Annotated in this window: 12 protein-coding genes; 7 read left to right on the forward strand and 5 right to left on the reverse strand. The window is 44.8% G+C overall.

All coding sequences use genetic code 11. The features are described 5' to 3' along the window. Positions 1–205 precede the first annotated feature (205 nt). From phoU to H6G17_RS29990, 3 genes are all read left to right on the forward strand, one after another. The gene (phoU, locus tag H6G17_RS29980) at positions 206–895 is read left to right on the forward strand and encodes a phosphate signaling complex protein PhoU (RefSeq protein ID WP_192162171.1); all 690 of its coding nucleotides are present in this window, start codon (positions 206–208) and stop codon (positions 893–895) included. A 702-nt stretch (positions 896–1,597) separates the two neighbouring features. Next, a complete protein-coding gene (locus H6G17_RS29985; protein ID WP_192162172.1) occupies positions 1,598–2,179 on the forward strand; it encodes a Crp/Fnr family transcriptional regulator in 582 nt (193 codons plus the stop codon). A gap of 198 nt (positions 2,180–2,377) precedes the next feature. Next, the gene (locus H6G17_RS29990) at positions 2,378–4,024 is read left to right on the forward strand and encodes an iron uptake porin (RefSeq protein ID WP_192162173.1); all 1,647 of its coding nucleotides are present in this window, start codon (positions 2,378–2,380) and stop codon (positions 4,022–4,024) included. A gap of 263 nt (positions 4,025–4,287) precedes the next feature. Here H6G17_RS29990 and lptC read toward each other — a convergent pair whose 3' ends face one another. From lptC to metG, 3 genes are all read right to left on the reverse strand, one after another. Beyond that, entirely contained in the window at positions 4,288–5,451 is a 1,164-nt protein-coding gene (gene lptC / locus H6G17_RS29995) for an LPS export ABC transporter periplasmic protein LptC (RefSeq protein ID WP_242038678.1), read from the reverse strand. 178 nt (positions 5,452–5,629) lie between these two features. Further along, positions 5,630–6,271 (reverse strand): NYN domain-containing protein, encoded by a 642-nt coding sequence (locus H6G17_RS30000; RefSeq protein ID WP_015153513.1) that lies wholly within the window; start codon positions 6,269–6,271, stop codon positions 5,630–5,632. Between the two features lie 171 nt (positions 6,272–6,442). Continuing rightward, the gene (gene metG, locus H6G17_RS30005; protein ID WP_192162174.1) at positions 6,443–8,038 is read right to left on the reverse strand and encodes a methionine--tRNA ligase; all 1,596 of its coding nucleotides are present in this window, start codon (positions 8,036–8,038) and stop codon (positions 6,443–6,445) included. 371 nt (positions 8,039–8,409) lie between these two features. Here metG and H6G17_RS30010 point away from each other — a divergent pair, with 371 nt between their 5' ends. The 3 genes from H6G17_RS30010 to H6G17_RS30020 all read left to right on the forward strand — a co-directional run bounded on the left by H6G17_RS30010 (position 8,410) and on the right by H6G17_RS30020 (position 11,617). Next, positions 8,410–9,159, forward strand: coding sequence for a lysophospholipid acyltransferase family protein (locus tag H6G17_RS30010; RefSeq protein ID WP_192162175.1), 750 nt, complete (start codon positions 8,410–8,412; stop codon positions 9,157–9,159). Between the two features lie 2 nt (positions 9,160–9,161). Beyond that, complete coding sequence (locus tag H6G17_RS30015; RefSeq protein ID WP_242038679.1) at positions 9,162–10,199, forward strand: alpha/beta hydrolase; 1,038 nt, start codon at positions 9,162–9,164, stop codon at positions 10,197–10,199. A gap of 128 nt (positions 10,200–10,327) precedes the next feature. Then, positions 10,328–11,617: a Glu/Leu/Phe/Val dehydrogenase gene (locus tag H6G17_RS30020; RefSeq protein ID WP_192162176.1), complete on the forward strand. Its 1,290-nt coding sequence runs from the start codon at positions 10,328–10,330 to the stop codon at positions 11,615–11,617. 223 nt (positions 11,618–11,840) lie between these two features. Here H6G17_RS30020 and H6G17_RS30025 read toward each other — a convergent pair whose 3' ends face one another. Further along, entirely contained in the window at positions 11,841–12,230 is a 390-nt protein-coding gene (locus tag H6G17_RS30025) for a hypothetical protein (RefSeq protein WP_192162177.1), read from the reverse strand. Between the two features lie 255 nt (positions 12,231–12,485). Continuing rightward, positions 12,486–14,174: a metallophosphoesterase family protein gene (locus H6G17_RS30030; protein ID WP_347276488.1), complete on the reverse strand. Its 1,689-nt coding sequence runs from the start codon at positions 14,172–14,174 to the stop codon at positions 12,486–12,488. 540 nt (positions 14,175–14,714) lie between these two features. On the opposite strand from H6G17_RS30030, the gene H6G17_RS34380 reads away from it, so the two are divergent. After that, positions 14,715–14,843 carry a hypothetical protein gene (locus H6G17_RS34380; RefSeq protein WP_277876126.1) on the forward strand — a complete coding sequence of 43 codons (129 nt, stop codon included), beginning with the start codon at positions 14,715–14,717 and terminating at the stop codon, positions 14,841–14,843. The last annotated feature ends 35 nt before the right edge of the window (positions 14,844–14,878 follow it).

Genomic DNA, 14,878 nt, shown 5'->3' on the forward strand with positions numbered 1-14,878 from the left:
GGTATCATCAATCGTTAACATTTATTATTTCTATTCAGCTCAAAAGTTATCACATTTTGGGCTGCTTTTTTATGGCGATTTCTTAACATTCAACACTTCTGTAAATATAGTTAAGTAATTTACGTCACAATCTGCTTTTCCTGCCGGTGACAGATACAGTTAACAAGATTTATAACTAATAATAAAATCCTACCTTTATACTACGGTGTCAGAATTGCTCAACGTAGATGCTGTTCCTTTCCAACCTCACCAACCTAGCCGCACTCACTTTGAGCGTCGCCTCAAACGTCTAGAGCGAGATATTTTGCGCATGGGAGCTTTGGTAGAAAACTCATTTCGCCTCAGTCATCAAGCACTGTTTGCCCGTAACTTATCAGCAGCAGAGGAACTACCACTACTCGACAAGCAAATTGACCAATTTTATCGCCACGTTGAGATTGAGTGTGCTGCGCTGCTAACTTTAGAAGCACCAGTAGCAAAGGATTTACGCTTACTAAGTGCCTTTATGCAGCTGGTGCGAGACTTAGAAAGAATTGGAGATTACGCTGAGGACTTAGGAGAAATTGCGATTAAGCTATTTCCCTATCCCCCTCATAAATGCATCCCTCAGATCGAGATTATGTCTCACCACGCCCAAGCTATGTTAGCGGCTAGCTTGATGGCGCTAGCCGATCTAGATGCACAAGCAGGGTTAGCAGTCAAGCAATTAGACGACGCTGTAGACGACTCATACCAAAATCTTTATCACACTCTCGCAACAGAAAGAGATATTCAAGGAGTTTTAGAACCTTGGTTGTTATTAGCTTTGGTAATTCGTCACTTAGAAAGGATGGCAGACCACGCTACCAACGTCGGTCAGCGAGTCGCTTACATCGTTACCGGACAACGCTCTTAGCAGTGACCAGTAACCAGTAGCTGGTGGAACCAGTGGCTGGTGGCTGGGGAATAGATGCTTACTGACTTCCGACTTCTGTACGGGCGGGTTTAGCCAATAGATAGACAACTGCGACAGTAAATCTTTGGTCAAAACCCGCCCCTACGACTTACAACTGACAATTCTCTTTTTAATGAAAACTTACTGACTTCTTAAACTAAGCGTTTTAATATCTAGCTAACAAGTAGTAATAATAAAAGTTTAGTAATAGAAACGTTTAGTCATAAAGCTTAAGTGGTGAGATGTTGTAGGTAAGAGCGAGCATGTGACTGATGAAGCTCAAGTGCCAGAATGCTCTAATATCTTTGCTAGGGAAAGCGAGTGCGGTTGCACTTGACAATGTGGCTTCAGAAGTACTAAGTTTCACGCTGTCATTTTTCCCATTGTTGTTTTGGCGATGGTTTAGGCAAAGGCAAGCGCGATCGCAAATCTTGCCCGATCTACCATCTAATAGTTTTATTTTGCTCAGTGCGATCGCAATTTGGAATCGGACAAACAGTCTTTGCTATAGCTATAAATCTCCTCTGTCATACACCACAACAGGGTCAAGCCACAGAAATTTCCTTAATCACCTCAGCAGGATGAAGCAATGGAGAGTAGTTTCCTCTCCCCCTTGTCCCCCTTGTCCTCTTTGTCCCCAAGTCTCCCAGATCCTCTCGTCTTATGGCAATCTCTACTACAACTCCTAGCCTTGTTCCTCAGTCATCCCAACGACTCTTTGCCCGCCACGACCTAATTCCCTCTCGTCCAAATATTTTATGGCGGATCGAGCGCGGAGCCGTGCGCACTGTTACTTGGAGCGAAAGCGGCACGTTAATTGCTCTGGGGTACTGGGGTGCAGGAGATCTAGTCGGTCAACCTTTATCGCGAGTTATTCCCTACCAAATTGAGTGTTTGACCAGCGTTGAAACAACTATAATTCCATCTGAGTTATGGCATTTGACTGTAGAGGCAATGATGTCTCACGTTTGCCAAACAGAGGAATTGCTGAGCATTATTCACCGTAAACCCGTTTCGCTTAGATTGTGGCAGTTTTTAATCTGGCTAGGTCAAAAATTCGGTCGCGATGTCGATCTGGGAAGATTAATAGACGTTGCTGTTACCCATCAAGAAATAGCCGAAGTTATAAATACGACTAGGGTATCGGTAACGCGGATGCTACAGCAATTCGAGGAAGAAGGGCTGTTAACAAGACACCAACGACGCATTATTCTGCGTTTACCAATGGGAAAGGCAAAAGTCTAATTCCGGTTCTCATCCGCTTCTAATTTAGTCTACTAGGAGGCGATCGCAGTGAAATCACGGTGAATTTACGATAGTGCATACACGGTTCCAATTTGAGTGAATTGGTGAGAATATTATAGATAGTCAAGAGCGATCGATAGTTGAAATCTCTCTTGAGTTGACAACAGCAACTATGCATTGGTGTGAGTGAGAAGATATATGTCGAAACTTATTTGGAATACTCTCAAACTAAGTCCCCTTTTACTTACAGCAACCCTGTTTGTAGCGACTCGGACTCAAGCTGCTGAACCCCTACCTCTGGAAGAAGTACAGCAAACATCTGTCACCCAGTTATCGGAAGAGAAAGCTCCAGAAACTTTAGCCCAAGTCACGTCTGTTTCTCAGTTGTCTGACGTACAACCTACCGACTGGGCTTTTCAAGCATTGCAGTCTTTAGTCGAGCGCTACGGTTGTATTGCGGGTTATCCCGATGGAACATATCGCGGCAACCGCGCCTTGACCCGGTATGAGTTTGCCGCAGGTTTAAACGCTTGTTTAGACCGCGTGAACGAACTGATTGCCACCGCTTCTGCTGATATGGTCAACAAAGAAGACCTGGCAACGTTACAGCGGTTACAGGAAGAATTTTCGGCGGAACTAGCTACCCTGCGCGGTCGCGTTGATGCTCTAGAAGCACGGACAGCAGAACTAGAAGCAAATCAGTTCTCTACCACAACCAAACTGAGTGGGGAAGTGATTGTTGCCGTTTCTGATGTATTCGGTGGTAACGAGGCGGCTGCATCTGGTAGTGGCGAACCTACAGGTGATGACAACGATGCCAACACTGTTTTGGCAGACCGCGCTCGTCTGACTTTTAACACCAGCTTTACCGGAAAAGACGAGTTGAGAACCCGTCTGCAAGCTCGCAACGTTGTACCATTTGGCACTGGCGTGACGGGTACGAATATGACTCGCCTGGGCTTCGATGGCAGTGAAGACAACGATGTTCAAATTGACGATTTCTATTACAAGTTCCCGATTGGCGAAATTGCTGATATTAAAGTTGACTTTGACAACGGGGAATTCAACGATAACGTCTTCACCTTCAACCCTCTATTAGAAAGCAGCGGTCGCGGTGCTATTTCTCGGTTCGGACGTTTCAACCCGATTTACCGTGCGGGTGATGGTGCTGGTTTAACTGTTAACGTCAATCCTAAAGGTGTGATTAGCGCTTCTGCCAGCTACATGGCGCGGAATGCTAACGATCCGACAAATTCTTTTGGTTTGTTTAACGGTGATTATGCCGCCCTCGGACAGATTGCCTTCCGTCCCAGCGATAACATTGCGATCGGTGCGACCTACGTTCACACTTACGATAACTCCACCACCAGCGATATTACAGCTACTAACGGTATTAGCGTTTCTGGTGCGACTGGTAGCGTCTTTTCTAACAACCCCTTCAGCGGTGCATCAACATCTACCAACCAGTACGCCGTACAAGCTAGCGTTAAGTTAGGCGGCTTTACTCTTGGCGGTTGGGGCGGTTATACAGTGGCGCTAAATGAGGATAGCCCTTCACAAACTGCCGATATTTGGAACTGGGCAGCATCTGTAGCTTTACAAGATGTGGGTAAAGAAGGTAGCGTACTTGGTTTAGTCTTCGGTCAGCCCCCAAAAACAGCTAAAAATGATTTTGGCGGTCGCCGCGACCAAGATACTTCTTATCACTTAGAAGGACTCTATCGCTTTCCGCTCACCGATAACATCGATGTGACTCCTGGTGTCATCGTCATCTTTAATCCAGAGCATAACGATAACAACGACACGGTTTATGTAGGTACGCTGAGAACGACATTCCGCTTCTAATGCTATTTCCCCTTGTCTTGGCAAGGGGATTCCAAGTTAGTTCGGATTCATCCACATAGGCTATGTATTTTTAAGTCCGCTGGGAGCGGACTTTTTTTGTTTCCTCTGTAGGGACGCACAGTCATGCGCCCCTATAATTCCTTTCAGGAGTTACGCACAAGAAAATCTGAGATCTCGATCCCCCCTGGTTCCCCCCTTAAAAAGGGGGATTTTAAGCCCCCGATTTGGCGGGGGTTTGGGGGATCGACTACGTCCTGCCTTTGTTACGGTTGCGGGACGAATTGTGTCGAAACCCTACCCCCGCTAACGACAAAATTTTGTGCGTCCAACTTGCCTACGGCTTTTTGTCCTTTAAGAGTCGCTGGCGGCTGAAATTGTTGATAAACAACATTACCTGTTGCTTCCATTTGCTGAGTTTCAATGTACCAAGTTAGCGCGTCAGATGTAACAGTCTGCTGTTTTTGCCCTACACCTTTGACATTGCCACTCATGTAGGCAACTTGTTTTTCCGTTTCTAGCCTACCGCGATCGCCACTTACAGTGACTTGCTGCTGGCGCTGCACGACGCGCACGGGTTGGTCTGCAATTACAGTTTTAGTATCAACGTTCCACTTGAGCGAATTGCCATTCACTTGTAGCGGTGGCTCTTGTAAAGAAATTTGAGCATTTTGCGCCAAGGTAGCAATGTTTGTTTTCAGATCGTACTCGCCACGACCTGCCGTTCCTCGGTCGATAATTTTATTATTTTGGTAGCGATCGAATTTTATCGGGCGATCGCCAATTAACTTTTGGGCGTGAAACTGCCAAGTTAGCCGTTCCGTCTGCATTTGCACGTTTGATTCTTTTGCAGTTGCCTGGACTCCATCCAAAAACTCAACGATCCCCGCTCGGCTTCTGACTCTAGCTTCTTTGGCAACTGTTTGCATTTGGGGATGTTCTCCCGTCAGGCGATCGCGCACGATCAATAAATCTTGGTTTGGCTGCCACTCCAGCTCATTGCCGCGCAATACCAAATTGTATGCAGGAGCTTTAGCAACAATTTCACCTTTGAGCAATAACTTTGCTCCATCCTGCTGGATCTCTCCTGTCTTTGCCGTAATATCGTATAGGGGTTTGCCATCTTGGAACAGTTGACCGACAGGGTTTTCTACTTGAGCCGTTTTACGATCTTTACTATATGTTGCTTGTTTCGATTTAACTTTCCAAAACAATTGTCCCTGCTTATCTGACTGCTCCAAGATCACATCATTAAAAGTTAAGTCACGCTGCACTTGTTGAGGAGGCGAGGAGGGAGCTTGAGCAACTGTTTCTGCTGTCTGAGTTCGCTGCTCGCAGCCAAATAGTAACGTTACAAGTACTACACCTACTAATGGTGCTGCTATGCAGCGAGAAAACATAAAAAATTGATAAAAGATATGATTTTTCATGCCTCCATCTTGACAAAAAAAGAGGAAGTCGGGAGTAGTCAATAGGGTGTGGGGTGTAGTGAGTGGCTAGTGGAACCAGTGGCTGGTGGCTGGAATTGCTCCCGATCTCTCCTCTACGCCTCTGCTCCCTCTGCTCCCTGCTCCCCTGCTCGTGCGCTCCCTGCTCCCTACTCCCTAGTTAAGTATCTGAAGTTTCGATCGTATCTAAACCATCGGGGGATGGTTGCTCGACAAGATCCAGGCTGGAGAGAGGACGATAGGTATAACCGGAGCGCGGTGTTTTTTGAATATCTTCTTTGATCGTTTCCAAATCGATATAGCGATCGCTAACATTGATCAAACTATCACTAGTCATCGATCGCAAGCTGACAACCTCAACTCGCGCCCCACGATAGCTGACGGCATTTACAGCATAAGCCAAATCTCCATCGCCGCTGACTAATACTGCTGTATCATATGCGCCAACCAACGCCATCATATCGACGGCAATTTCTACATCTAAGTTAGCTTTCTTAGAACCATCTGGTAGCTGCACTAAATCTTTAGCAATCACGCGGTAGCCGTTACGCCGCATCCACAACAGAAACCCCTGCTGTTTATCGTTGGTACGGTCTACGCCTGTATAGAAAAACGAGCGCAACAATCGCGATCCTGCCGTTAGCCGACATAAAAGCTTGGTGTAATCGATTTCAATTCCCAACTGTAACGCTGCATAAAATAAATTTGACCCATCAATAAAGATTGCTACCTTACCTCGATTTTCTAAAACTTGTTCTGGCGTAAAGATCGAACTATTTTCAAAATCTCTATTGCTCAACATGATTGTTATACCTCAAGCTTTTATTAAAAAAAGAAAATTTGTTATTTTTGAAAATTCTTAATTCTTTGATTCTAGCAAACGTTCCCGATGGCACTGGACTATAAAAAACAACAGGATCGATCGCTGCAATCTTTAGTAATAGCTATCGACCCTGTAAGCTTTACTTATTAGTTAAACCTTTTGGGCTAATTCTATGCGTTGAAACACTGGTCTAGGCTCTCCCAATTGTTGCATATTGCTCAGTATCCCCCAATTTGAGTGACTGCTGAATGGAGTGGTAATGAAAGTTTGAGCTTTGCGATCAAAATCAATCGCAAATCCTAGCTGTTTATAAATTTCGGTGCAAGTATGTGGGATAATTGGGGCTAGTAAATAAGCTGCTAATCTAACTGATTCCAACACAGCATACAATACTTCCTCCACTTCTGTCTGTCTCTTTTGTTTATAGAGACTCCACGGAGCTTGCTCGTCGATAAATTTATTACTCGCTCTAACGAGATCGAGAATCGCTTCACAAGCGCGATCGAAAGCCAGGACTTCATAGTGTTGCTTCACTTCCTGTCCTAAAGAGGTAGCGATCGCCCTGAGCGGATGCTCGGCAGCTATTTCTCCTACACTCGGTACTTTGCCAGCGCAGTACTTGCGCACCATGCTCAGGGTGCGATTTAACAAGTTACCTAAGTTATCTGCCAAATCTGCGTTGACTGTATTGATGAATCGAGTTTCGCTAAAGTCTCCATCTTTACCAAATTCGATCGTCTTGAGGAAGTAATAGCGCACGGCATCGGAACCATACTGCATAACCAAAGCTACGGGATCGATTGTATTTCCCATCGTTTTTCCCATTTTCTGCCCGTCTTTGGTTAAAAAGCCGTGTCCGAAAACTCGTCCTGGTAACGGCAAACCAGCAGACATCAACATCGCGGGCCAATAGACAGCATGGAAGCGGAGAATATCTTTACCGATAATGTGTATGTTAATGGGCCACCATTGAGCTAAAGCATTTTCCAAAGTTGCTTCGCTGTCAGGATCGAGCAGCGCCGTCACGTATCCCAACAACGCATCAAACCAGACATAGAGCGTCTGTTCTGGCGCGACGGGAACGGGAAAACCCCAATCTACATTCACCCGCGAAATCGAAAAATCCTGCAAGCCTTGACTGACAAAGTTTAGCACTTCGTTGCGACGGCTGACTGGCTGGATAAAATCAGGGTATTTTTGATAATGTGCTTCTAGTTGTTCTTGGTAGCGCGACAAGCGAAAAAAGTAATTTTGTTCGTCCCGCCACTCTACTTGTTTATTTGGGTGCAGCGGGCAGTAATTTCCCTCTAATAATTCTCGTTCCTCTTTAAATTCTTCACAGGAAACGCAATACCATCCCTGCTGGCGATCGGAGTAGATATCTCCTGCATCCCAAACTCGTCCAAAAAATTCTTTGACAATGGCTTCATGTTGAGTTGCTGTCGTCCGACTAAAGCGGTCGTATTGTATGTTCAACAGCTCCCATAAAGAGACAAAACTAGATGAAATTCGATCGCAATACTCTTGAGGCGATCGCCCGTGACTTTCTGCTGCTCGTTGAATTTTCTGCCCGTGTTCGTCCGTGCCTGTAATCATGAGTACGGACTTACCCAACAATCGCTCAAACCGAGCTAGCGCATCTGCTGCCATCGTTGGATAAGCACTGCCGATATGAGGTAAGTCGTTGACGTAATATAGTGGCGTTGTAACAGCGAATGTGTCTTTGCTGCGATCGGCAAAATTCATGAATCTTAAGCAGAGGATTTAAAAACTCTCTCTATCATATATCAGCCTTGGTAGTTATATATTTTCATTACTTTTAATGCAACTACATAATTACTTGAGTTATGACTCTGACGATCGCGATCGAATAATTAAGCTCTGTAAAATTAGCTCAATTTCTGATAGAAACTGTATAAGTCGTAAGTCGTAAATCGTAATTAACTGGTCACTGATAACTGCTCCCTACTCCCTGCTCCCTAGTCCCTGCTCCCTGTTCTACCTAGAGACATGCGCTCAGGTTCGCAAAGAAATGTAAAAATAGATTAAGTACAGCAGCAACTCGTTCGAGCGATCGTCGGCTGCCGATCTCATAAAAGAACTATACAAAGTAGTGCATGAGTGGAAACAGCCCCCTGCAAATTTCTGATTGGTTTCTGGCTTCGATGGGAACCAAACAGTTTCTCTATTACGAAGACCGTATTCCTCGCGATAGTGCCGTTTTGATCGTGAGCAATCATCGTAGCTTTATGGATGCACCGCTATTGATGAAGGCAGTGGAACGTCCAATCCGCTTTGCTTGCCATCATTACATGGGACAAGTACCAGTCATGCGCGAGATTGTCACGGGTCAATTAGGGTGTTTTCCTTTGGAAACTCCCCAATATCGCCAACAAAGCTTTTTTAATCAAGCAATTGAATTATTGCAACGTCGGCAAGCCGTGGGAGTCTTTCCCGAAGGGACACAGCCAATGGTGCAATTTAGTCAACCTTACCAGATGCAAAAGTTTCAGCGCGGATTTGCTCACTTAGCGATTCGGGCAGCTGCGGGTGGAGAGATTTATAAACCAGTCAAGGACTTGGCAGTTCTACCAGTGGCGATCGCCTCTTTAGAAGAAGTTAACACCTCCGCCGTACCGCTACGGCTGCTGAGTGTATTTGACCCCTCAGAACCTTTATTCGATCGGGCTGGCTGGCATCCTTTGGTAATTTATCGCCGCGTTGCCCTTCTCGTCGGTCATCCCTTATGGATTACACCCCAGCAGGTGAAACAATATCAGGGCAAACAAGCAAAAACCGTTGTATCAGAACTGACCGATCGCTGCGAGACAGAAATCGAGACGCTGTTACGTCAAGGATGTTACTAGTTATGAAGGAGACAGAAGACGAGCAATTCAAAATTCAAAATTCAAAATTCAAAATTCAAAATTCAAAATTCCCCGACTCCCGACTTCCTAGTACGGGCGCACAGCAGTGCGCCCCTACCGATTCCCGATTTTCTACAACAACACCAATAGTCTCCAATCGTCCCTGTTTCCTCAGTCCGAAAAAACTTCAGCCGGAGTATCCGCTATTCGTATTTTTACCAGGTATGGATGGAACGGGGCAGTTATTGCGATCGCAAACTGAAGGTTTAGAAGTTGCTTTTGACGTGCGTTGTTTGATGATTCCACCAGATGATATGACAAGTTGGGATGTGTTGAGCGCACAAGTGATTCAACTGATTCACAAAGAACTTGCCAAAAATCCTCAAAGAGAAGTTTACTTGTGCGGGGAGTCGTTCGGTGGCTGTCTAGCAATGAAAGTAGCAGTCAAAGCACCAGAGTTATTTAGTCGCATTATTTTGGTCAATCCTGCTTCTTCCGTACAACTTCGTCCTTTCTTAGCATGGGGTTCGCAATTTGCAAATTTAGTGCCGTCTTGTTTCTACCAATTTGGAGCAGTGGGATTGTTACCGTTTCTTGCCTCCTTGGGGAGAGTAACTAAAAGCGATCGTCGCGAAATGCTTAAAGTCATTCGTTCAGTACCCCCAGAAACCGTTCTCTGGCGAATTGCTTTAATTAAGAACTTCGATGTAGACAAAACACAGTTACGACAACTAACACAACCAGTACTGCTAATTGCCAGCGCCTTAGACTGCCTTTTACCCTCAATTGCGGAAGCAAAACGATTGCTCGGAATCTTACCAAATTCCCGTTTAGTTGTCCTACCCTACAGTGGACACGCCTGCTTGCTCGAATCAGAGACAAATCTTTATGACATCATGCGATCGCAGCATTTTTTAGATGTGGGAGTCGGTAGGGGCGGGTTTGGAAACCTGCCCGTACAGGAGTTGGAAGTCGGTAGGGGCGGGTTTGGAAACCCGCCCGTACAGGAGTCGGGAGTCGGGAGTCGAGAAAAAAAATAACTAATAGCTGATAAATATGTAACGAATTTTACAGAAATTTGGCGTGTTTTGATACGGGAAGGATAGGCTAGAGATTAAGAGATAATCCGATCGCAATCGGGCGATCGCGACTAAATAGAGGAAAAAATATGGTTTCTACATCCCCACTGCCGCTAGAAACTCCCTCTCCGGCTTATATTTGCCCCTACGACCAAGCTTGTAGCTATCTAGAACAGGCAGCAAAAGAATTAAGGTTGGACCAAAACCTACTCGTGATGCTGAGTCACCCGCGCAAAGTTATCACCGTGTCAATTCCGGTTAAACTCGATAGCGGCGAAGTGCAAGTGTTAGCGGGGCATCGCGTACAGCATTGCGATATTTTAGGACCTTATAAAGGTGGAACTCGTTACCATCCAGCTGTCACCCTGCGAGAAGTTTCGGCATTGGCAATGTTGATGACATGGAAATGCGCTTTGCTGGGTATTCCCTACGGTGGAGCAAAAGGCGGAATTGCAATCGATCCTAGTCGCTATAGTGTGGGAGAACTAGAACGCATTACCAGACGTTATACGAGCGAACTCATCAAGGATATTGGACCATCTGTAGATATTCCCGCCCCAGACATGGGGACTTCCGCACGGGAAATGGCGTGGATGATGGATACGTATTCTGTCAACGTCGGTCACGCCGTACCGGGAATCGTGACCGGAAAGCCAATTTCCGTGGGTGGATCGCGGGGTCGGGAAATGGCAACGGGACGGGGTACGATGATTGCCGTGCGAGAGGCACTTGCCGAACGGGGTAAGTCTTTGGCGGAATCGCGGATTGCGATTCAAGGTTTTGGGAATGTTGGTGGTGCGGCGGCTTTGTTACTCCATCAAGCAGGAGCAAAAGTCGTTGCTGTGTCTACTGGTGCTGGGGGAGTTTACGCTGAAAATGGTTTAGATATTCCCGCACTTAAGAGTTTTGCGGCTCAAAATCGCCGCAGTTTGAAGGGTTTCCCCAACGCCACGGCAATTAGTAATGCTCAGTTGCTAACTTTGCCCTGCGACGTGCTGATTCCTGCTGCATTAGAAAATCAGATTACTGAGGATAATGCTAACCAAATTCAAGCTGCGATTGTAGCAGAAGCAGCGAATGGACCGACAACCCTTGAAGCAGACCGAATTTTAGAAGCGCGGGGGATAACAGTATTACCCGATATTCTGGCGAATGCTGGCGGAGTTGTGGTGAGTTATTTGGAGTGGGTGCAAGGGCTTTCTTATGTATTTTGGGATGAAGAGCGCGTCAACCGAGAACTAGAACACTTGATGGTGCAAGCATATCAGCAAGTGTCTCAAAAATCTAGACAGCGGGAAATATCCTTGCGAGGGGCTGCATATATGTTGGGTGTCGGTCGCGTTGCTCAAGCACTCAGCGATCGCGGTTTGTATCCTTAATTGTTTAAGCTTCTGGGGCGATTGCTAACTGCTCTGTGCTTTATATTAATATAAATAAAGTCCGTTATGCAGACGGACTTTATTTCTGTATCTACAAATTTTATTCGCCAACTTTTTCACTATTACATTTAGAAATCATCAGTTAGAAAATAAAATACGTAATCAATCTAAATCTTCTCATTTGTTTTGAGATTTAGTAGTACAAAATGAGAGTATGTTTTGATTAAGGTCTGCTATTATCGCGGCACAGCCAATCATTAGCGCTCCAGTAAGATAAACGCAAGAAATCTAAAAGATGAGTGTTTGCCTCTCCTTTTAACATTCTGTCCTCAGGGCTGTCAACGCTTGACATAACATTAGGCGACAGCTTTATGAATACCTCGTTAGCAAATCTATCTAGATCGTAACCTTGCGCTTTGTAATCGCAGGCTATTTCTCCAACTCTAAGTAATAAATCGTCGCTCTCTCTCTTGTGTAAATTATTAGTATTATGAAGCCCGGATCTTAGCTGCCACAAATAGTTTCTAGTATCTTGAGCCTCTGCCACACTAATGAAGCTAAAAATGGTACTTCCACAAGTAGCTGCAATAAAGAGCAATTTAATTAGTTTCATAGTTTATCTAGCTATAGAAATATAACTCACTTACCTTAATTAAATTTCATACTGATGCTAAAGTCATGCATATTTACACTACATCATGTATCAAGGTTTGATTAAGAAATCGCAAAAGAATACGATATTTGCATAAAGTTAGAGTTTGCTGAATGTAGCAACTCTCGTAAAGCTACTGAGCCAACAATTATTGTTTTGCTCTAATAACTTCAACTATTAAGACGTATTTAGGCTGTCCTTGATAACTGCTTATCTCTACAAAGCAAATTCATCGAACTTTACCGCCTCTGAACCTGGGGATCGCGTGTCAAATCGATAGCTACTAATCGTACCTGTTGCCGTATTGAAAATACTAAAAACTGTAATATCATTGCTAGCAATATAAGGCTGTGGCTCATCGTCTCCACCTCGTAAAGGGGCAATTGTCGGTACTACAGGTTTTAATCCATTCGGATCGCCTAGCGCAATATAATCCTCATCATTGCCAGGTGGTACTTTTCGCCTTTTATTTTCCACAGCCGCACCGTAAGTGTTGCCAACATTCGATGTTTCTAAAAAGTGCGTGCCATTATTACTAATAAAACGGTTCCACAGGTGAGAATGCCCGTAAAAAACTAATTGCACCCCAGCCGTCTCTAACAAAGGTACGACATCGCGAATAATGTAATCTGCTGCTCTAGGATATTCGTATCGCACTGCTTTGAGGCTACCATCTGTAGCGCGATCGCGAATTTGTACCGGATCGGTATAAGCAGGAACGATATTATCTCCTAAAGAATGGGGTGGATGGTGGAACATGACAATTTTGTATTTCGCTTGTTGGAACTCCTGGCTTTTGAGTTCCGCTTCCAACCAGTTATATTGCGGACTACCTTTGGCAATTTCACCAAAAATCACCTGTCCGTAACCCCACTTTTCAGGGTTATTCAAATCTTGCTGGCGTTCTTGGTACTTTCCTCTTACATCTGGCGTGAGATTGTAAGACCGCCACATATTTGTCACGTACAGCACTACCAACCGCACATCACCAAAGGTAATGGCATAGTATGTCTTTCCGCCTGGACTCGTTTCGGGAAGCGTGAAAATTTCTTCGTAGGTATTCGTATTAAAGGAACGATCCTTCAACCATTGTTCTGTTTGAGTTTCTGTTTGTTCGGGATAAAGTTTTTTAGCGATCGCACGCGGGATAGAATTCTCGAATTCTTCCCCTAAACTATCGCCACTACCATATCTACCCATTACCTCATGATTGCCGATCGCGGGATATATGGGAGCATTTTGAGCGATCGCCCCACCGCGATACACTGTTTTAGCAATCTCGTATTTTGCCCTTCCTTGCAAGCAGGGAAAAAATGCGCCGCCACGATTATCGTCAAACCATTCGGAAGCACGATCGGGAATATTAATTAAATCTCCAGCAAAGAAAACCCCGTCTACTCTCCCTACCGTCTCTACGACTTTTTGCAAGTTTGCTGCGGTCATCGGTTTGAGTTGATGATCCGAGGTGAGTAAAATTTTGAGTGGCGTTCCAGATTCAGGCAGGGAAGCAAGGGTATATTCACCGCTACTGACTGTCGTGCCATCTTCACGCACACTAGACACGCGATAGGGGACGCGCACCCCAGCACTTAACCCCGTCACTTCTGCTTCGTGTCGCCAAATATCTCGCAGTTTGATGTTTTGGTATTGTCCGGTTTCAGTTTGTGCGCCAACACGGGACTCTCGATCTTCTCGCGTGCGGCTGAGTTTAACTGTAGAGGCGATCGCAGTTTGTTTTAGTCCTGCACCATAAGCAACTGCGTGCTGACTACCTGCAAATTCTGTAAACCACACTACCCGTACAGAGTTAGCTGTTGGTAGTTGTAAAAATGGCTCTGTCAGTAACTGGGGTGGTGCAGGTTGCATCATTGGCTCTCTGTTGAACACTCCTAGCAGCGTCAGCATCAAGATTAGCAAAAAACCAATAATGGCGAAGATGGCAAAACGCAGCGCTTTCGGTAGCGCATTCCACCCGACTCTCGACTCTTCTAGCCTTGACCGAGTAGAAAACATCATTTCTTTAAAGTATAGTGGTGCATCTTCATCATTTCTTGATGACAGCAAGATAGAGTAAGTTTTAAAGTTTAGATAGAGTAAACAAACAAAAGTTTACTGGACACCAAACCGAATATCTCTAGCTCTAATACTATACTTAAGTAATTATCGTTAAACATAAACCCGTAGGTAACTTAAATTACCTACGGGTTTTATAGTTTGTGGTCATTGGTCATTGGTCATTTGCGCCGTTAGCGCTTTACAGTCAAACCAATGATAGTTCAATATTTGAAAAATACAATCTTCAAAAGATAGAAAATAAACCTTTTCATCGCAAATACATGCTAGAAATGTTGGTCTTCAACTAGATCGATCCTTATAGCAACCCCACACGCTTGAAACGTTATGGCGATCGCTAGTCATTTGTGAATCACAAATAACAAATGACCAATGACAATTTTTGTATCACAATTGACGCAAGTAAGCACTCAGGTAATTGTTAAAATTAGTTACTATCCCTCTTCTGTCACTTTCCGAGGTCAACAAGTACTAGATAAACCCTTTCATCCAGAAGAATAAAAGGGTTTGAATTGATTCATTGTACTAATTAGGCG

It is taken from the genome of Chroococcidiopsis sp. [FACHB-1243] (assembly GCF_014696895.1).
Taxonomy (GTDB): Bacteria; Cyanobacteriota; Cyanobacteriia; order Cyanobacteriales; family Chroococcidiopsidaceae; genus Chroococcidiopsis.

What these genes read in the sequence shown, in the direction of transcription:
- H6G17_RS30030 (WP_347276488.1), bottom strand. Translation starts at nt 14,174, where the DNA reads ATGCTGACGCTGCTAGGAGTGTTCAACAGAGAGCCAATGATGCAACCT.
- H6G17_RS30020 (WP_192162176.1), top strand. Translation starts at nt 10,328, where the DNA reads ATGGTTTCTACATCCCCACTGCCGCTAGAAACTCCCTCTCCGGCTTAT.
- H6G17_RS30025 (WP_192162177.1), bottom strand. Translation starts at nt 12,230, where the DNA reads ATGAAACTAATTAAATTGCTCTTTATTGCAGCTACTTGTGGAAGTACC.
- H6G17_RS34380 (WP_277876126.1), top strand. Translation starts at nt 14,715, where the DNA reads ATGACAATTTTTGTATCACAATTGACGCAAGTAAGCACTCAGGTAATT.
- H6G17_RS29985 (WP_192162172.1), top strand. Translation starts at nt 1,598, where the DNA reads ATGGCAATCTCTACTACAACTCCTAGCCTTGTTCCTCAGTCATCCCAA.
- H6G17_RS30010 (WP_192162175.1), top strand. Translation starts at nt 8,410, where the DNA reads ATGAGTGGAAACAGCCCCCTGCAAATTTCTGATTGGTTTCTGGCTTCG.
- metG (WP_192162174.1), bottom strand. Translation starts at nt 8,038, where the DNA reads ATGAATTTTGCCGATCGCAGCAAAGACACATTCGCTGTTACAACGCCA.
- H6G17_RS30000 (WP_015153513.1), bottom strand. Translation starts at nt 6,271, where the DNA reads ATGTTGAGCAATAGAGATTTTGAAAATAGTTCGATCTTTACGCCAGAA.
- H6G17_RS30015 (WP_242038679.1), top strand. Translation starts at nt 9,162, where the DNA reads ATGAAGGAGACAGAAGACGAGCAATTCAAAATTCAAAATTCAAAATTC.
- lptC (WP_242038678.1), bottom strand. Translation starts at nt 5,451, where the DNA reads ATGAAAAATCATATCTTTTATCAATTTTTTATGTTTTCTCGCTGCATA.
- H6G17_RS29990 (WP_192162173.1), top strand. Translation starts at nt 2,378, where the DNA reads ATGTCGAAACTTATTTGGAATACTCTCAAACTAAGTCCCCTTTTACTT.